Source organism: Ruegeria sp. HKCCD7181 (assembly GCF_057221055.1).
On record NZ_JBWVBC010000003.1, the window covers coordinates 13,402 to 31,740 of the forward strand.

The following is an 18,339-nucleotide window of genomic DNA, read 5'->3' on the forward strand; positions in this document are numbered from 1 at the left end:
CTGTTGGGGGGCGGTAAGCAGGGTTTTGCCGATCTGTTACATGCATGTTTCATTCGGTTACAAAGAGTGAGTTGAGCCTTGGCGCCCTCTTCCTTAGTTGGAGTGCAACACAGCCCGATGAAGGCTGGACACCACTCGCTGAGGTTCACATTGCAACATACGCTCAAATCTTCAGTCACGTTCAATGGCGTCGGGCTGCACAGCGGCAAGCCTGCGACGATGGTTCTGAAACCGGCAGCTGCCGGGCACGGAATCTGGTTCAAACGGACTGATATCGAGCTGGGCAATGCGCTGGTTCCTGCGATCTATGACATAGTCGAACGTACACCGCTTTGTACGCGTTTGGTCAACGATGCGGGTGTTTCGGTGTCGACTGTTGAGCACATCATGGCCGCTCTGGCCGGTTGTGGCATCCACAACGCACTGATCGAGATTGATGGGCCCGAAGTTCCGATCATGGACGGGTCGTCGGTCGAGTTTGTGCGTGGCATTATGGCCAAGGGCGTGCGCCGTCAGGCCACGCCGGTTCTGGCCTACGAGGTCCTCAAACCAGTAATGGTAGAGCGGGAAGGCGCACGAGCCTGGATCGTTCCGTCCGACGGGCTCGAAATCGAATTCCACATCGACTTTGAAGACGATGCCATCGGCAGCCAGACCAAAACGCTGGATATGCGCAACGGAACGTTTGCACGCGAACTATGTGATAGTCGCACCTTCTGCCGTCGCACCGATGTTGAAGCGATGCGCGAAAACGGGCTGGCCCTGGGTGGAACGCTGGACAACGCTGTCGTTGTGCAGGGCGATGAAGTCCTGACCCCCGGTGGGTTCCGCCACGCCGATGAAGCCGTGCGACACAAAATGCTGGACGCTTTGGGCGATCTGTATCTGGCAGGCGGACCGATTCTAGGACGATTTACTGGTGAAAAGTCCGGCCATTCGATGACGAACACCCTGCTGCGCAAGCTGTTCGAAACGCCCGGTGCGGTGCGTCCGGTGCTGTGCACCCCCGAACAGGCTGCACTTTTGCCGGGGCAGGGCCTTGTACGCAGCGAAATTCCACAGGTTGCGTGATCTGATCACCTTGAAAGACAATTGCGTCACAGCGCGCATAAGGCGTTTTGCACCGGAATTTTATGTGCTAGACCAAGGCCCGATCCGGGGCGAACCCCGTTAAGCAAGACGACAAGGATGGGCGGAATGGTTGGCACCAAAGCGGCAGTCAGATTCGCAGGCGCGGTTCTTCTGGCAGCAACTTTGACGGCATGCGGCGGTGCCGGAGGCCTGTTCGGCAACAAGGGCGCCGATCGCACTCAGAACCTCGAAGGGTACACTCCCGAACAGATTTACACACGCGGCGAATACGAGCTGTCACAGAATCGCTCGGATGATGCGGCTTGGTATTTTTCCGAAGTCGAACGTCTGTACCCATATTCCGATTGGGCAAAGCGAGCGCTGATCATGCAGGCGTTTTCGTTCCATGCGGACGGGAACTATGCCGAAAGCCGCGCAGCAGCTCAGCGGTATATTGATTTTTATCCCGCCGATGAAGATGCGGCATATGCCCAGTATCTGCTGGCGCTCAGCTATTATGACCAGATCGATGAGGTCGGGCGCGATCAGGGTCTGACCTTTCAGGCGTTGCAGGCGCTACGCACGGTGATCGAGGTTTATCCCGACAGTGAATATGCAACCTCGTCGGTTCTGAAATTTGACCTGGCCTTTGACCATTTGGCCGGCAAGGAAATGGAAATCGGACGCTACTATCTGCGTCAGGATCACTACACTGCCGCAATCAATCGGTTTCGTGTCGTGGTCGAGGATTTCCAGACGACGTCCCACACAGCCGAGGCGCTCTATCGTCTGATCGAGGCATATCTCTCGCTGGGTCTGGTGGATGAGGCGCAGTCGGCTGGTGCGATTCTGGGTTACAACTACCAATCGTCTGAATGGTACGATGCAGGGTATCAGTTACTGACATCGCGCGGTCTGGACCTCAAGAGCCGCGGTAACAATTGGCTCAGCCAGATCTACCGCCAGACGATCAAAGGTGAGTGGTTGTAATCGCCATGGCTTTTGGCTTGGGACGCTAAAGACCCGATGCTGCGCGCCCTTGATATCCGCGACATGCTGATTATTGACCGGTTGGAACTAACGTTCCAGCCGGGCTTGAACGCTTTGACCGGCGAAACCGGCGCGGGAAAGTCGATCCTTTTGGATTCGCTTGGATTCGTTTTGGGATGGCGCGGTCGCGCCGAATTGGTACGGCAGGGCGCCGCGCAGGGGGAAGTGGTAGCTGAATTCGAGCTGCCTGATGATCACCCTGCTCATGCCGTGCTGGCTGAGGCCGGTTTGCCCGGTGGCGAGGAACTGATCCTGCGCCGCGTCAACACGGCTGAGGGTCGCAAGACCGCCTGGGTCAACGACCGTCGCTGCTCGGGCGAAGTCCTGCGGGCGCTGTCGGAAACTCTGATCGAGTTGCACGGTCAGCATGATGACCGCGGCCTGCTAAACCCGCGCGGCCATCGCGCGATGCTGGACGCATACGCCGAGGCCGAGGATCGACTGGCCACCGTTCGCACAACATGGAACGAAATGTCCCGCACCCGTAAGGCACTTGCCGAGACCGAAGCGGCACTTGCCGCCGTTCGCAGCGAAGAGGAATTCCTGCGCCACGCGGTCGCTGAACTGGATCAACTTGACCCACAGCCAGGCGAAGATGCGGATCTCGACGCGCGCCGCCGCATGATGCAGGGGGCGGAACGTATCCGTGATGATGTTGCTCGGGCGTTTGTCCTTTTGGGTGGCGACGGAGCCGAGGGCGCTTTGGCGGATGCTGTGCGCTGGCTCGAAGGTGTTTCTGACAACGCTAATGGCCAGCTTGAGGACCCAATCGCCGCCCTGGGTCGCGCCCTGATCGAATTGGGCGAGGCACAGGACGGGGTAAACGACTGCCTTCAGGCGCTGGACTTCAACCCGGTGGAACTGGAACAGGCCGAAGAACGCCTGTTTGCAATCCGGGCCCTGGCCCGCAAGCACAATGTAGTCCCGGATGAGCTGGGCACATTTGCCGAAACCCTGCGAAACCGCCTGAGCCGACTTGAGGCCGGCGATGCCGATCTGGTGGAAAAGCGGGCTGCGGTAGAGGCTGCTCAGACAGCGTATAACGATGCTGCGCGGGCCCTCAGCACCGCGCGCCGTCAGGCTGCCGGGCAATTGGATGCCGCCGTCATGGCCGAACTTGCACCGTTGAAAATGGAACGCGCAGTCTTTCAGACGGAACTCACCCCTACCGATCCCGGCCCCGAAGGTACCGATGCCGTCGCCTTCACCGTTGCGACCAACCCGGGCGCGCCCTCTGGGCCGTTAAACAAGATCGCGTCGGGCGGCGAACTCAGCCGCTTTCTGTTGGCGCTCAAAGTTTGCCTGACAGGTGACGACAGCGCCCGGACAATGATTTTTGACGAAATCGATCGTGGCGTTGGTGGTGCGACGGCAGATGCGGTGGGTCGACGGCTGGCGTCGCTGGCTCAGGGCGGGCAGGTGCTGGTGGTGACGCACTCACCACAGGTTGCCGCCCGCGCGGCGCATCATTGGCGCGTTCAGAAACAGGTGGCGAACGGGCAGACATTGTCGACCGTCCTGCCATTGTCGGACGCCGACCGTGTAGATGAAATCGCCCGAATGGTTGCGGGCGACACGATCACCGAACAGGCCCGTGCCGCCGCCCGCGCATTGCTGGACGCTTGAAACCACACCTGCTGCAAAAGCGCGTGATCCGACTTTTCTATGCCCCTCGCGTGGCTTAGTAAGAGGTACGAGATGTCCGAAGGGCTCAGATGACCCAATCCACCCGCACTGTTCTGCGTAATCAGTTCAATCAGGCCATCGCGGCGCTAAAAGACGCGTGGCGGGTTTTGCGACACCGCGGTCCCAGCCAGGTCCAGTTCTGGTTCATTGCGCTGGCCATCGGGGTTGCGGCGGGTTTCATGGCCTTGGGATTCCGAAAAGCCATCGCTGGTCTGCAGGCCTATATCTACGATACCGAAGACATATTGCTGCTGCACAGTCACGCCGAGAAACTACCTTGGATACTGATCCTGATTACTCCCATTATCGGCGGGCTGGTCGTGGGGGTTATCCTGCACAAGTTTACCGATGACGGGCGCGTTCGATCCGTTGCCGACGTGATTGAAGGGTCAGCTCTCACTGACGGTCGGGTCGAAACCAAGGCGGGCATCGCCTCGTTCCTTGCCTCGCTCATAACACTCAGTTCAGGCGGATCGACAGGACGCGAAGGGCCCGTTGTGCATATGGCAGGCGTGATCTCGACCTGGGTTAGCAATCGCATCCATGCAGACGGTATCACCGGGCGCGACCTGTTGGGATGCGCCGTTGCAGCCGCCGTATCGGCCAGTTTCAATGCCCCGATCGCCGGGGCGCTTTTCGCGCTCGAAGTCGTGTTGCGTCACTTCGCCGTGCATGCATTCGCCCCCATCGTCATTGCATCGGTTGCGGGGACCGTGATCAACCGTCTGGCGTACGGCGACGTGACTGAGTTCACGCTGGAAACCCCCGGGTCGCTGCAATTCTATGTCGAGCTACCGGCCTTTCTGATCTTGGGCCTGATCTGCGGACTGGTTTCCCTGCTGCTTATGCGGTCTATCTTTTTCGCTGAAGACATAGGCTCGCATATCCAAAACCGGCTGTCTCTGCCGCGCTGGTTACGCCCTGCAGTGTCGGGGGCCATGCTTGGGCTTCTGGCGATCTGGTTCCCACACATCATCGGCGTTGGGTACGAAACCACAACCCGCGCGCTGGCCGGCGATCTATTGCTGACCACAGCGATACTTTTTGCTGTGGTTAAAACAATAGCAGTGGCCATCACTATGGGCGGGCGCATGGGGGGCGGGGTCTTTTCGCCGTCGCTCATGATCGGCGCACTGACCGGGTTGGCCTTTGGACTAATTGCCACCGGCCTGCTACCGGACGTTTCAGGCACCCACACGCTTTATGCCTTTGCCGGAATGGGGGCCGTGGCGGCGGCAGTGCTGGGCGCGCCAATTTCGACCACACTAATCGTGTTTGAACTGACCGGAGACTGGCAAATCGGTCTGGCCGTCATGGTATCGGTTTCGATGTCCACTGCACTTGCTTCGCGGCTTGTGGACCGTTCATTCTTCCTGACCCAGCTAGAGCGGCGCAACGTTCACCTTGCCGCGGGCCCGCAGGCCTATCTGCTGGCGATGCTGCGCGCGGGCGCGGTAATGCGGCCCATAGGGGATCCGCGTTCGATCACCAAAGACGAGGCGCAAGCGTTGATTGAACAGGGCCTCTGCGTTGAAGCCAGCGCCACGCTTGAAGCCGCCATGCCCTATTTTGACCGAGCGGACGTTCCCTGTATTCCGGTTGTCGTCAGGGACAAAAACGGTGGTGAAGACCCCGTCGGAGCGCTCTTTCATGTCGATGCGCTCAAGGCTTATAACCGGGCGTTGGCGGCGACGGCGGCCGAGGAACACTCGTAATCAATCGCCATAAACGCTTGCAGCATCTCCCAGATAATTGTTCCAGGCAAACCAGTACGAGATGTGGCCAGCGACCCGCGGCAGGCGCACGCCATCCGGGCTAACCAAGGCCCCTTCGGTCACTGTCCAGATTTGACCCACCTCATCCTGCAATCCGTCGGCCGACGCCTCGAACCGGTGCGAGGCGCGTTCATAGGCCCTGACAGTTCGCTTGGACGGATCGCCTATCAGGATCAATGGGCGGCCTGCAATGGCGTCGTTGAGTACCGGCTTGCCCTTGAATACCTCAAGTGGCCACGCTCTGGCGGCCCCGAATTGGCGCACGGCAAAAACGTAATCTTTTTGGCGGTGCGTGGATTGATCGACCAATGCCGGGAACATCAGGTCGTTTGAGGCGAAATAATCCCGGTACACCACGCCAGATCCATAATTGCGTCGATGCCCCGTTTTCAAGGACAACACCTTTGTGCTGGGGTGAGAGGTCTTCCAACTGCCCCATTCGGTGATAACGACCGGGCGCTGATTAAGTTCGATACCGCTGTCAGCCAAAGGGCCAACGACTGGCTTACCGGTATACTGGTTCCACAACGAATGGGTCTCGCGATCGAACATCAACTTGTTGGATCGATAGAGAAACCCGGACGAGCCGAAGATCAACGGCTTCTGCCGCCCAGCCACTTGGGTTTCAAACAGAATGCCCGACCCGCAAAGCGTACAATAGGCCAACGCAACCGGGACGTCGCCGATCACTTCGTTGAACATCTCATGCCAGCCCATAATCCGCAGCGGATAGGCCCGAATATCACCTCTGATCGCTACGCCGAAAACCAAGTCGTCATCTTTCAGATAGGTGGCGGATTTCGCAGAAATCAGCTTAGGATTGTCCAGTGACGGGATGCCATCCTTAGCGACCCCGCCCCATGCGATTTCTTCAAACCGGATCTTCATTCGGTTGCGTTGTAGGTACTCCGGGCGCAGGAAAAGGTCGAAATCCTGATCGATGCCAAGCAGCACTTCACGCTTGAAGGGGATGAGCGACGGATGCGGTACGATCTGTGGGTTGCGCTCTTGCCAAAGCATCCATTCGAACCAGTCTGTTCCCAGGTTCTGGCCTGCCAGCGCGTCCATCACCTTGGCGATGTCGCGCTCGCGCCGCCTGCCGTACCGCATTGCCGTCAGCAGTGCGGGAACCACATCCGGATTGCCGCGCTGGGTCAGGAAGGCCATGCCCGCTTCGAAATCAGCGCGACTACCGAAGAGAGTAGACCGAACGGCTTTGAGTACCGGGTCCTCTTGCGCCCTGAGCCCACCCGGAGAGATGAGACCGGCTCCTAGTAAACCTGCAAATTGGCGACGCGTGACTGACATGGCATCCTCCCAAGGGTTCCATGCCCAGCTTGCACGTTTTTTCGCTCACATTCACACCACAGCCGCGTGACCGTGGCGTGACGGGGCTTGGCTCAGAGCCACAATTGGTTAGTGCTGGGTAAACCCTGTCAGGTTTTTTCGGCTGCGCCCTCATCGTCCTGCGCGTGTTCGCCGCCGGATGATCTAAGCGTCAGAGGTGGGTCTTTCACCTCGGCTGCAATGGGGGCAGGGGCAGTTACCGTAGAATCTGCATCTTCGCTGGCCTCACCCGGCCCGGGGACGGGGCGGACTTGCGGGGCTTCCGCGTCCTCGACCAGATTGTCGGTTGGTTCAAGCTCGGCAACAGCTGGCTCCAGTGCCCGGCGGAACACCAGTACATTGCGCCAATTCACGGCCGATCCGGTTAGGCCAGCGCGTTCCTCGCTGGGCAGCAACTCGGCGCGTTGATATTCCCAGCCGTCCTGACCCATCTTGTTCAGCAGTTGCTCGACCGAGTTGGCGAACCGCCCTTCCGGAGTCTTGACGCCCTTGGCCTTGGTGCCCTTTTGCGGGGCGGGAACAACTTTGTATTCGTAGCGCTGCATCAATAGGTCCTGATTTCCATTTCCCGGCACGTTATCATTTTGTAGCGCAGGTAAAAGCGAACTTCACGTACAGGCGAAATTCAGCCCGCACTGTTGCCGGAACCCTGCGCTGCCTTGCCGATCAGAGACAGGCACAGCTCGGTTGCCAGCGCCATATCCTGCACGGAAATCCACTCCAGCGGTCCGTGAATGCACTGCATGCCCGTGAAGATATTGGGGCAGGGCGTGCCGAATTCGGTTAAACGTGAGCCATCCGTGCCACCGCGGATCGGAACCGAAAGAGGCTCGACTCCCAATTCGCGGCACGCATCACGGGCCAAATCGACCGGTGTCATATCTTTTTCCAACCAATAGCGCATGTTGCGATATTGGTGGTAGACCTCGCAGGAAATCTCGGCACGTGGTTCGGTGGCCTGTACGGCGGCGCAGACCTGTCGCACCAAATCGCCCTGCGCCTCCAGCGCGTCCAGTTCGAAATCGCGCAGGATCAGCTTGATCTCCATCTCGGATGACCCGCCATTCATGTCAGTGACATGAATAAAACCTTCACGTTCGTCAGTCACCTCTGGCGTCATCGTCGCCTGAGGCAGGGTCTGCACGATTTTCGCGGCCAGATGCGCTGCATTAACCATCTTGCCCTTAGCTAGGCCGGGGTGGATCGATACACCGGTAATCCGGATCACCGCACGGTCGGCCGAAAAACTTTCATACTCAATCTCGCCGACTTCGCCGCCATCCAGCGTATAAGCGAAATCTGCACCCAAATCATTGGGTAGTTGCTCGGTCACGCCGCGCCCGATCTCTTCGTCCGGGGTAAAGGCAACGCGAATCGGGCCGTGGGCGCTGTCTTTGTTCTTCAGAAGATGTTGCGCCAGAGTCATCAGGATCGACACTCCCGCCTTGTCGTCAGCGCCCAGCAGGGTGGTGCCTGAGGCGGTAATCAGATCATGCCCCATTTTCTCTGCCAGATAAGGATGATCTTTAGGAGACAGCACCAATTCGGGGTCGTCGGGGAAAGTGATCTCGCCGCCGTTGTAACCCTTGATCACCCGCGGTTTGACCCCGGTTGCATTAAACTGGGGCGCGGTATCCACATGAGCAAGAAACCCGATGGTTGGCCCGGGGGCAGTACCCGGTATGGTCGCCACCACAACGCTGTCACCCGTGATCTCAACGTCCTGTGCGCCCATTTCGGTGAGTTCCTGTTGCAGCAAGTTCAGCATGTCGAGCTGGATTGCACTGCTGGGGGTCGAGGCCGAGGTCTCATCGCTTTGACTGTCGATGGCCGCATAGCGCACCAATCGGGTTTCAAGTTCCTGATCAAATCTGTTCTGCATGATACCTTACCTCTCTGGTGTCGATGAAAGAGCGCAAAAAGAAACGGAGTCAAGCCGATGGCCTGACTCCGAAAAACCCTTCAACGATAAGGGGATTACGACCCCAGCTTTTTGCTGACCAATTCGTTAACGGCCTTCGGGTTCGCCTTGCCGCCGGTGGACTTCATCACCTGACCGACGAACCAACCCGCCAGTTTCGGGTTCACCTTGGCTTTTTCGACCTGGGCCGGGTTGGCGGCGATGATCTCGTCCAGGGCCGCCTCGATCGCGCCAGTGTCGGTCACCTGCTTCATGCCCCGCTCTTCAACGATCTGAGCCGGATCACCGCCTTCTGTGTAAACGATCTCGAACAGGTCCTTGGCAATCTTGCCCGAAATGGCGTCGGATGCGATTAGGTCGATTACGCCACCCAACTGCGCCGGAGATACGGGCGACTCGGTAATGTCGTGGTCTTCCTTCTTCAGACGGCCGAACAACTCGTTGATGACCCAGTTCGCGGCCAGCTTGCCGCTGCGACCCTTGGCGACTTCCTCAAAATACGTGGCCGATTCCACTTCGGCAGTCAGAACCGAGGCGTCATAGTCGGTTAGCCCGAACTCACTGATAAACCGCGCTTTCTTGTCATCTGGCAGCTCTGGCAGCTTGGCGGCGATGTCGTCCACCCATGCTTGTTCGATCTCAAGCGGCAACAGGTCGGGGTCAGGGAAATAGCGGTAGTCATGCGCCTCTTCCTTCGACCGCATTGAGCGTGTCTCGCCTTTGTCCGGATCGTATAGGCGGGTCTCCTGATCTACCTTACCACCGGCTTCGACGATGGCGATCTGGCGACGTGCTTCGACCTCGATGGCCTGCTGGATGAACCGCATCGAGTTCATGTTCTTGATTTCGCAGCGCGTGCCCAGATGCGAGAAATCCTGCGTTTCCTGATACTTCTCGTATGCACCGGGCAAACAGATCGACACGTTCACGTCCGCGCGCAGGTTGCCGTTTTGCATGTTGCCGTCACAGGTGCCCAGATAGCGCAGGATCTGACGCAGCTTGACGATATACGCGGCGGCCTCTTCGGGGCCGCGAATGTCGGGGCGCGAGACGATCTCCATCAGGCAAACGCCCGTGCGGTTCAAATCAACGAAGGACATATGAGGGTCCATATCGTGGATCGATTTACCCGCGTCCTGTTCCATGTGAATGCGTTCGATCCGCACTTTCCGAGCGGTACCGTCACCCATTTCAACCAGTACTTCGCCTTCGCCCACGATGGGGTGGTAGAGCTGGGAAATCTGGTATCCCTGCGGCAGGTCGGGGTAGAAATAGTTCTTGCGGTCAAAGGCCGACTTCAGATTGATGTCCGCCTTCAAGCCCAGACCGGTCCGGACCGCCTGTTCGACGCAATACTCGTTGATCACCGGCAGCATTCCCGGCATCGCCGCGTCCACGAAGGCCACGTTCGAGTTCGGTTCGGCCCCGAATTGGGTCGACGCGCCCGAGAACAGTTTGGCATTGGACGAGACCTGCGCATGCACCTCCATCCCGATTACCAGTTCCCAATCGTGCTTGGCCCCGGCAATGGTTTTGGGTTTGGGCATTTCGTATGTCAGGTCGAGCATGGCGCGCCTCATTTCCGCAGAAGTCTAAGCCTGCGTATTAGGCCCGCCAGACCCAAGGGGCAAGGGGGAATGGGTGCAAATCGTTGAATTCCCACCGCTCAGAAACGGAGCATTCAGTTGCTGGAAAACTGCAACCCAGTGGGCGTGAAGGTTACGCTTTTCCCGCTGCGTAGCTCGTCGCGGAATAGATTGGCAATTGCTCGCATCGCGTCGCGGTGACCTCGTGCGGCGAAACGCTCGGGCGAATGGATGCGGACGCTGTTGTTGAACCCATCTGCTGCGTGGGCCCAGATCAGCGGATGCAGCTCGGTTAGATGATCCCGGATCAACCAGTCGGCGGCTTCACAGATCCGCAATCGAGCGTCATCAGCCTGATCGTTCTGGCCCATATCTTTCTGCAAGGTGATCGCGCAGTAAGCCGCCAACAGGTTGATCATTTGCTGATCCGGACGGCGGGCCACTATGTCTTGCAGACCTTCAAGAAAATACTCGACATCCACGCGTGCACAGGCTTCTGCATCCAGCGCGATCGCATCAAATTGTACCCAAGTATAACCTCCGGCGCCCCAGATACCATGCGTGCGTGCAGCATTCCGCAAGGCCTGAACCTCAAGTTCCTGATAGCCGCCGAACAAGCTGGGCAACAGGTGACTGCCCATAGCACGCATGTGCCGATAGTTGTGCGGATCCAACGCGATCAGGGCCTCAAACTTGTCGGCTACGCGGGTCTGAGCTCGGCTCTGACCTGCAAGAAGGGCGCATTCTGCTGCGGCAATCGCCGGGCTATCCGGTGCGGCGGCGCGGCAAGCGGGAATAAGGGCAGCGGCCCGGTCGAAATGAGCTGCGCAACGCGACCAATGCTGTGGGTGCAACGACGTCTCCCGCGTGGTACCGCGCCATGCCCAGGCCAGATCGATATGCGCAAGCGCGACGACAAGTCCGATCATCGGATCACCTTCATGATCCAACAATTCAGTCTCAAGTTCTGAAATTCCGCATAGCAGGTCATAGTCGATGATAGCGGCGCCTTCGGACAGCGCATGTTCAACGGCCGTCACGACGTCGGCCCGGGCGCCATAGGCCAGCAAGTCGGCAACGGGTTGCCCGCATGGCGCTATTTTGCGCGCCTGATCTGCAGCGTGCATTTCCTGCGACAACTCGGTCCACAAGTCCTGACGAGCCAGATGCCGCCCGCGCTCAATCGCCTGACGACCGACCAGCTCATCCGATCCCGGTTTTGCGACCGGAATGTTGAGCTTTCCATCTTCATAGAGAAGGGCTGCCTCTCTGGGCACTGGTATTTGCGGTACCGCAGAAGGAGCTGAGCCAGAAATGCGGGCAGAAAACGCCCTGATAGACCGAAACATGGCGAAACTCGAACTTGAACAAACTTGTAACCCATCCAGTTTGACCAAAATTCGTGAAAAATTCAAGAAAATGCAGTGTATTCTGCCTGACTTTGGGACAAACCGGCGCCAAAAGGGGGGATCGTTTCAAAATATCAGGAAATGATGGCGCTCTACAGCGAAACCAGCTTCTTGCAGGATGTCCTCAAACTGACGATGCGGTGGAAGTGACTCGTCCGGCAGTCTCACCCTTTTGCCGGACTGAAGGATCGCCGAGACGCGGACGGAAAGATCCCAGCGGGTGTCGAACCTGAACCGATCAATCTCTGACAGGTCAAGCTCTCCTTGCCGGTTGCCGGTGTACCAGTGAATGGTATTGGGGCCCAAGACGAGGCCCGCGCTGGTGTCCCGCGCTATATCTAAAACGGCTGGCAGGGTAGGCAGCGCCAACAGCGCCATCAGCCACCAGGCGGCACCCAGAAATATCACCAATCCGATCAGCACAGCATAAACGAAGATCAGGATCACAACCGTGTAGGATGAGCGATTCCTGCGCGTGTACGTGAACGGGTTCAAATCGTCTGTCATGCGTCCAAAATGCGCGATACCATTTCGGTTGTATCCCGCGACAGGTTTGGAGTTTCCGCAATGCGGGTCAGTTGCTGACGCATAAGCGTCTGCCGGCCCTCATCATATCGTTTCCAAGTCTGGAAAGCGCTGCACATCCGGGCTGTGGTTTGTGGATTTACCGGATCCAGTCGGATCAACCAATCCGCCAGCAAGGCATAGCCCGACCCGTCGCTGCGGTGAAACCCTGCATGGTTCATGGCCAGAGATCCCATCAAAGCCCGGAACCGATTGGGGTTTTTCCAGTTGAAATCCGCATGCTTGGTCAAGTTGCGTGCGATATCCGCAGCAGTCTCCGGGTGGGCCATCGACACCTGCAACGCAAACCACTTGTCCACCACCAACCGATCATGCCGCCATTGCTCAAAAAATGCCGCCAGTTCTGCTTCGCCTTTGCCCGCGCGCAACAGGCAGGACAGGGCCGTCAGCTGCAAGGTCATGTTGTCAGCGTTGGCAAAGCCTTCGGCCGCCTTGACCCCGCCGTCCAACCGAGACGTCAGCGCCAGAGCAGCACTGCCAAGCGCCCGTTTGCCCGATTGCTCGGCGTCAGGGCTGTATGGGGCAGCTACCACTGTTTCACCATGCAGGCGCGGCAACAGATCCTGAACATGCTGCGCTGTGGCTTGACGCAATGTCTCGACCGCGGTCCAGATTGCCATCGGATCCGGCGTTTCGCCCTGTTGATGCAGCTCAGCAGCCAGTTCCGATTGGGTCGGAAGGCCTAGCATCAATGCGCGGTAGGCCGGGTCCAGACCGTCGTCGCGCAAGACAGCTAAAAGCCCCTCCAGATAGTCCGCATTCGGAGCGGTATCCGTAAGGATCATTCCAATCAGCGCGTCCTGCGCCAAGGAGCGTCCGGCTTGCCAACGATTGAACGGATCGGTGTCGTGTGCCAGCAGAAAGGCACGCTCTGCGCTGGACTGATCCTGTTCGAGTATCACGGGCGCCGAGAATTCCCGCAGGATTGACGGCATAGGCTTAGCCGTGAGCCCGGTGAAGGTGAAGCGTTGCTCAGCTTCCGTTAATTCCAGGATTTCAGTTTCGCGTACTTCATCGCCGTTTGCGCCCAGTAACCCCACCGCCACGGGAATCACCTGAGGCAGCTTGTCCGACTGGCCCGGAGTCGGCAGCGTTTTTTGACTGAGTGTTAGCGTATACGTACCGTCGGCCCATTCTTCGGCTACCGACACACGGGGGGTGCCGGACTGGCTGTACCAGCGTTTGAACTGGCTGAGATTGCGGCCCGTGGTATCTTCGAACACTTTCAGCCAGTCTTCGATGGTGCAGGCCTGCCCGTCATGGCGTTCAAAATAGAGATCCAGTGCGCGCGCGTACGCCTCATCGCCCACCAGCCGCTTGAGCATTCCGATAACCTCGGCACCTTTTTCATAGACCGTCGACGTGTAGAAGTTGTTGATTTCCTGAAAACTCTCGGGCCGGACGGGGTGCGACAAGGGGCCGTTATCCTCAGGGAACTGGCGTGCCCGCAAGTCTATCACGTCGTGAATTCGTTTGACCGGGGCCGAACGCATGTCCGAGGTGAATTGGGCATCGCGGAACACGGTCAGCCCTTCTTTCAGGCACAGCTGGAACCAGTCGCGACAGGTGATGCGGTTGCCGGTCCAGTTGTGGAAATACTCATGCGCTATGATCGCTTCGATCCGTTCGAAATTGGCATCGGTCGAGGTTTCAGGGCTGGCGAGAACAGCGGATGAGTTGAAGATGTTCAGCCCCTTGTTCTCCATCGCGCCCATGTTGAAATCGTCGACGGCGACGATGTTGAAGACATCCAGATCGTATTCGCGGCCGTATACGTCCTCGTCCCACTTCATGGACTTTTTTAAGGCTTCCATGCCAAAGGCGCATTTGTTTTCGTCGCCGGGGCGAACCCAGAGGTTCAGTTCAACTTCACGACCAGTGCGTGTAGTGAATTGGCCAGGATGAGTGATCAGTTCACCGGCCACCAACGCAAACAGATAGGCCGGTTTCGGCCATGGGTCGGTCCATTCAGCCCAGCCATTACCGCTGCCCGTAGGGTTCCCGTTCGACAGTAGAACCGGCAGATCACCGTTGATACGCACAGTGAACGTTGACATAACGTCTGGCCGGTCGGGATAGTAAGTGATCTTGCGGAAACCTTCCGCCTCACACTGGGTGCAGTACATGCCGTTCGACATGTATAGCCCTTCGAGCGCGGTGTTGTTGCCGGGATCAATCTCGACCACGGCCTCCCAGACGAAAGGGCCATCTGGGACTTCGACTGTCAGGCCCTTGTCCGTTACTTCGGGTGCAATTTCAGCCTCATCAATCGATGCCCGGATCAGTTTCAGGTCTTCGCCATGCAAAAAGAATGTCTTGTCCGCGGCTTCGGGGTTCGGACGAAAGGCAATGCGGGACGTCACTCGGGTGGCGTTCGGGGCAAGGTCAAACACCAAGTGGACGCTGTCGACCACATAACCGAATGGCGTGTAGTCTTTCAGGAAAATGGTTGTGGGGGCAGCATCGCGCATTGGGGGGCCTCGCATCGGTTGTTGCTGGCGCGACGTTATGGACTCTGGTCCTGGGCTGCAAGCGATGCGGGCGCTTTGGCGTCGGATGGGTGGTTCTTTCGAAATGACCCACGGGAATTTCGCCGAACCGAGATGTGCCGAGTTGCCTATCGGAAATATTCGTCCTAATTGAAGTCCGTATACAGTGGCACACAATCGCGGGAGAAGGCGAAAATGAGCGGCAGAGAAACCCGGAACGGGCTGCAGATTGCCTGGGAGCTGGCGGATTTCATTGAAAACCGGGCATTGCCGGGAACCGGTGTTTCGACCGAGAAAGTCTGGGCTGGTCTAGCGCGCATGGTGGAGGAGCTTGGCCCAAAAAACCGCGAATTGCTGGCAAAACGGGCTGATCTTCAAAGCCGTATCGATGGCTGGCATGTCTCGCACAAGGGACAGAAGCATGACGCCGTCGCATATGAGGCGTTTCTGCGTGACATTGGATATCTGGTCGAGGAGGGCTCGGGTTTCCAGATCGAAACCGCCAATGTCGATCCCGAGATCGCCCTGATACCCGGGCCGCAATTGGTTGTGCCGATCACCAATGCCCGCTTTGCCCTGAATGCTGCAAATGCCCGATGGGGCAGCCTGTATGACGCGCTGTACGGCACTGATGCGATGGGAGACTTTCCTGTGGCCGGTGGTTACGATGCTTCGCGCGGTGCCCGTGTCATTGCGTGGGCCAAGGCATTTCTGGATGAGGCGGTACCATTGGCACGTGGCTCGTGGGCCGATGTCACAGACGTAAGCGTCAACGATGGTGTTTTGACTCCCGCTCTTGTGGATGCTGGCAAGTTCGTTGGTTTTGGTGGCAATGCCGATGCGCCTGAGTTCGTGCTGTTTAAGAATAATGGCTTGCACATTCAGGTCACTATCGATCCGTCCAGCAACATCGGTGCATCCGATCCGGCGGGTATCTCAGATGTACTACTGGAATCAGCGCTGTCCACGATCATGGATTGCGAAGACTCTGTGGCCTGTGTTGATGCTGCCGACAAGGTTGTGGCCTATGACAACTGGTTAGGCCTGATGAAGGGCGATCTGATGGAGGATGTGACCAAAGGCGGCACAACCTTCACCCGCAAGCTTTCAGATGACCTGACATACACAACTGCTGACGGCGCGCCTGCCGCGCTCAAAGGCCGCTCGCTGATGCTGGTGCGGAATGTTGGACACCTGATGACCAACCCTGCGGTTCTTGACAGTGAGGGCAACGAGATCGGCGAGGGGCTGATGGATGCGCTTTGCACAACGCTGATCGCCATGCATGACTTGAAGCATGACGGAGGAAACTCGGTCGCAGGCTCGGTCTATGTTGTGAAACCCAAAATGCACGGGCCCGAGGAAGTCGCGTTCTCGGTCGAAATATTCGATATGGTCGAAGACATACTTGGTCTGCCACGCAACACCGTGAAACTGGGAATCATGGATGAGGAACGCCGGACCTCGGTGAACCTAAAGGAATGCATCCGAGCTGCGAAATCGCGTGTAGCCTTCATCAACACCGGCTTTCTGGACCGGACCGGTGACGAGATTCACACTGCGATGGAAGCCGGTCCGGTGCTGCCCAAGGGCGATATCAAGAACACGCCGTGGATTGCGTCCTATGAGGATCGCAACGTCGATATCGGTCTGGCTTGCGGCCTGAAAGGCAAGGCGCAGATCGGTAAGGGTATGTGGGCGATGCCTGACCGGATGGGCGAAATGCTCGAGGCCAAGATCGGGCATCCTATGTCGGGCGCGACCTGTGCGTGGGTGCCATCTCCGACGGCGGCCACACTGCATGCGACCCACTATCACAAGGTTGACGTTCTGACGCGTCAGAACGAAATCACGGATGGTGGGCCTCGCGGTACGTTGGACGATCTGCTGACCATTCCGCTGCTGGGTGGCCGCAACCTGGGAAGTGATGAGATCACCCGCGAGATCGAGAACAACGCACAGGGCATTTTGGGCTATGTCGTGCGCTGGGTCGATCAGGGTGTTGGTTGTTCGAAAGTGCCGGATCTCAACGATATCGGCCTGATGGAAGACCGCGCAACCTGCCGGATTTCCTCACAGGCGCTGGCCAACTGGCTGCATCACGGAGTGATCAGTCAGGCGCAGGTCATGGAGGCGATGCAAAAAATGGCCGCTGTGGTTGACCGCCAGAATTCTTCGGACCCGGTCTATCGGCCCATGGCGCCGGGTTTCGATGGCATCGCCTTTCAAGCGGCCTGTGATTTGGTGTTCCGAGGCAGGGTACAGCCATCGGGCTATACAGAGCCTGTCCTCCACGCGCGCCGGTTGGAGTTGAAGGCCAGTCAGTGATAGTAGCGGGGCAAGACCCGAGACACTTTGCAAGAACACATCAGGTAGAGGAACACCCACATGGCAGTTTCATTGCGGAAGGCCCGCACCATAATTCGCAAAACCCTTGAAAACGGGCGCGAGAAAGAGCTGAAGCCTTTATCTATCGTCGTGCTGGATGCCGGTGGTCATGTCATCGCATTCGAACGTGAAGACGGCGCGGCCCCGGGGCGGTTCGCAATTGCGCACGGTAAGGCATTTGGCTCGGTCATGCTGGGTATGGCAGGAACGGCGCAAATGCAGCGGGCAGAAGGCCAGGCCTATTTCATGGCAGCCGTGAACGGTGTGTATGGCGGTCAGGTCATACCGGTACCGGGCGGTGTTCTATTGCGCGACCGCAAGGGAGAGGTGATTGGTGCAGTGGGTGTGACAGGTGACACCTCGGACAATGACGCCGCTGCCGCCTTGGCGGGGATCGAGGCCGCAGGATTGACCGGCGAAATCTGAATGCTTGATCAGTTTTAGTCTGCGGTGCGGTTAAACCATGGCCGCGCCGCAACTCGTGACGCAACAGAATTTACAATAACATCGCCAAACATTTCAGCCAGGTGGTGAATGCTTGGAAACAGGAACGCCGGGTCGATGGCCGTATTCAGGGTCAGCGTTGGATGAACAAAACAGTTTTACGTAGATAGCAGAAGGCCAGCCACGCTATCACCGCGTGGAAAGATGGAAGTGCAATAACCTCCACAATGTCCTAAGTCTAATTCACGCCCTGACACTGATTTATCAGTCCGCGCATAGACTCGAAGTAGGTGCAATTTGTGAAAAGCCATAGTGATTTTGCACGTCGAACGGCAGTTTGCGGATCACCGAAAGCCCGGCGCTGAGCGCTAGCCGCCAGATAGAGTTGTCAGCAACAGATCCAGAACTCCAGCCAATAGGACGCGGTCGGGCGCAACAGAGCGGCCCGTCAACACAAGAAATAGGACTGTTGCAAAGTGCCCAATTGGTTCGCCTTTTGCCTCAATAACCGTTTTTGAGGTCATATCTTTGATGCAGTTATGCAGATGTTGAGAAATTCACAGTGCAAGCTGCGTCCACGCACTTTGA

The 18,339-nt window shown here is 58.0% G+C and carries 13 protein-coding genes; 6 read left to right on the top strand and 7 right to left on the bottom strand.

The genetic code is table 11. The annotated features are described in order from the left end of the window. Positions 1 to 150 precede the first annotated feature (150 nt). The 4 genes from lpxC to AC2TCY_RS06840 all read left to right on the top strand — a co-directional run bounded on the left by lpxC (position 151) and on the right by AC2TCY_RS06840 (position 5,522). The gene (lpxC, locus tag AC2TCY_RS06825; RefSeq protein ID WP_480846392.1) at positions 151 to 1,071 is read left to right on the top strand and encodes a UDP-3-O-acyl-N-acetylglucosamine deacetylase; all 921 of its coding nucleotides are present in this window, start codon (positions 151 to 153) and stop codon (positions 1,069 to 1,071) included. Between the two features lie 126 nt (positions 1,072 to 1,197). Beyond that, entirely contained in the window at positions 1,198 to 2,061 is an 864-nt protein-coding gene (locus AC2TCY_RS06830; RefSeq protein ID WP_480846393.1) for an outer membrane protein assembly factor BamD, read from the top strand. A 36-nt stretch (positions 2,062 to 2,097) separates the two neighbouring features. Beyond that, positions 2,098 to 3,747, top strand: coding sequence for a DNA repair protein RecN (recN, locus tag AC2TCY_RS06835; RefSeq protein ID WP_480846394.1), 1,650 nt, complete (start codon positions 2,098 to 2,100; stop codon positions 3,745 to 3,747). An 89-nt stretch (positions 3,748 to 3,836) separates the two neighbouring features. Continuing rightward, complete coding sequence (locus tag AC2TCY_RS06840; protein ID WP_480846396.1) at positions 3,837 to 5,522, top strand: chloride channel protein; 1,686 nt, start codon at positions 3,837 to 3,839, stop codon at positions 5,520 to 5,522. Here AC2TCY_RS06840 and AC2TCY_RS06845 read toward each other — a convergent pair whose 3' ends face one another. From AC2TCY_RS06845 to pepN, 7 genes are all read right to left on the bottom strand, one after another. Then, positions 5,523 to 6,890 carry a DUF3179 domain-containing protein gene (locus AC2TCY_RS06845; protein ID WP_480846397.1) on the bottom strand — a complete coding sequence of 456 codons (1,368 nt, stop codon included), beginning with the start codon at positions 6,888 to 6,890 and terminating at the stop codon, positions 5,523 to 5,525. A 128-nt stretch (positions 6,891 to 7,018) separates the two neighbouring features. After that, positions 7,019 to 7,474 carry a DUF4177 domain-containing protein gene (locus AC2TCY_RS06850; protein WP_480846398.1) on the bottom strand — a complete coding sequence of 152 codons (456 nt, stop codon included), beginning with the start codon at positions 7,472 to 7,474 and terminating at the stop codon, positions 7,019 to 7,021. 80 nt (positions 7,475 to 7,554) lie between these two features. Beyond that, on the bottom strand, positions 7,555 to 8,811 hold the full coding sequence (gene pepT, locus AC2TCY_RS06855; protein WP_480846399.1) for a peptidase T: 1,257 nt from the start codon (positions 8,809 to 8,811) through the stop codon (positions 7,555 to 7,557). Positions 8,812 to 8,906: 95 nt separating this feature from the next. Further along, complete coding sequence (gatB, locus tag AC2TCY_RS06860; RefSeq protein ID WP_480846401.1) at positions 8,907 to 10,418, bottom strand: Asp-tRNA(Asn)/Glu-tRNA(Gln) amidotransferase subunit GatB; 1,512 nt, start codon at positions 10,416 to 10,418, stop codon at positions 8,907 to 8,909. A gap of 113 nt (positions 10,419 to 10,531) precedes the next feature. Further along, on the bottom strand, positions 10,532 to 11,713 hold the full coding sequence (locus tag AC2TCY_RS06865; RefSeq protein WP_480846402.1) for a hypothetical protein: 1,182 nt from the start codon (positions 11,711 to 11,713) through the stop codon (positions 10,532 to 10,534). Positions 11,714 to 11,911: 198 nt separating this feature from the next. Continuing rightward, the gene (locus tag AC2TCY_RS06870) at positions 11,912 to 12,352 is read right to left on the bottom strand and encodes a hypothetical protein (protein ID WP_480846403.1); all 441 of its coding nucleotides are present in this window, start codon (positions 12,350 to 12,352) and stop codon (positions 11,912 to 11,914) included. Beyond that, positions 12,349 to 14,901 (bottom strand): aminopeptidase N, encoded by a 2,553-nt coding sequence (gene pepN, locus AC2TCY_RS06875; protein ID WP_480846404.1) that lies wholly within the window; start codon positions 14,899 to 14,901, stop codon positions 12,349 to 12,351. The genes AC2TCY_RS06870 and pepN overlap by 4 nt, the downstream gene beginning before the upstream one ends. Before the next feature lie 213 nt (positions 14,902 to 15,114). On the opposite strand from pepN, the gene AC2TCY_RS06880 reads away from it, so the two are divergent. Together AC2TCY_RS06880 and AC2TCY_RS06885 are read left to right on the top strand one after the other, a co-directional pair. Next, positions 15,115 to 17,247, top strand: coding sequence for a malate synthase G (locus tag AC2TCY_RS06880; protein ID WP_480846405.1), 2,133 nt, complete (start codon positions 15,115 to 15,117; stop codon positions 17,245 to 17,247). A 60-nt stretch (positions 17,248 to 17,307) separates the two neighbouring features. Further along, entirely contained in the window at positions 17,308 to 17,733 is a 426-nt protein-coding gene (locus tag AC2TCY_RS06885; RefSeq protein WP_480846406.1) for a GlcG/HbpS family heme-binding protein, read from the top strand. The last annotated feature ends 606 nt before the right edge of the window (positions 17,734 to 18,339 follow it).

Bases quoted from the DNA above. Each gene is read 5' to 3' on its own strand.
- AC2TCY_RS06845 (WP_480846397.1), bottom strand. From the start codon at position 6,890: ATGTCAGTCACGCGTCGCCAATTTGCAGGTTTACTAGGAGCCGGTCTC.
- AC2TCY_RS06850 (WP_480846398.1), bottom strand. From the start codon at position 7,474: ATGCAGCGCTACGAATACAAAGTTGTTCCCGCCCCGCAAAAGGGCACC.
- AC2TCY_RS06830 (WP_480846393.1), top strand. From the start codon at position 1,198: ATGGTTGGCACCAAAGCGGCAGTCAGATTCGCAGGCGCGGTTCTTCTG.
- AC2TCY_RS06880 (WP_480846405.1), top strand. From the start codon at position 15,115: ATGAGCGGCAGAGAAACCCGGAACGGGCTGCAGATTGCCTGGGAGCTG.
- gatB (WP_480846401.1), bottom strand. From the start codon at position 10,418: ATGCTCGACCTGACATACGAAATGCCCAAACCCAAAACCATTGCCGGG.
- recN (WP_480846394.1), top strand. From the start codon at position 2,098: ATGCTGCGCGCCCTTGATATCCGCGACATGCTGATTATTGACCGGTTG.
- AC2TCY_RS06840 (WP_480846396.1), top strand. From the start codon at position 3,837: ATGACCCAATCCACCCGCACTGTTCTGCGTAATCAGTTCAATCAGGCC.
- pepT (WP_480846399.1), bottom strand. From the start codon at position 8,811: ATGCAGAACAGATTTGATCAGGAACTTGAAACCCGATTGGTGCGCTAT.
- AC2TCY_RS06885 (WP_480846406.1), top strand. From the start codon at position 17,308: ATGGCAGTTTCATTGCGGAAGGCCCGCACCATAATTCGCAAAACCCTT.
- AC2TCY_RS06870 (WP_480846403.1), bottom strand. From the start codon at position 12,352: ATGACAGACGATTTGAACCCGTTCACGTACACGCGCAGGAATCGCTCA.
- pepN (WP_480846404.1), bottom strand. From the start codon at position 14,901: ATGCGCGATGCTGCCCCCACAACCATTTTCCTGAAAGACTACACGCCA.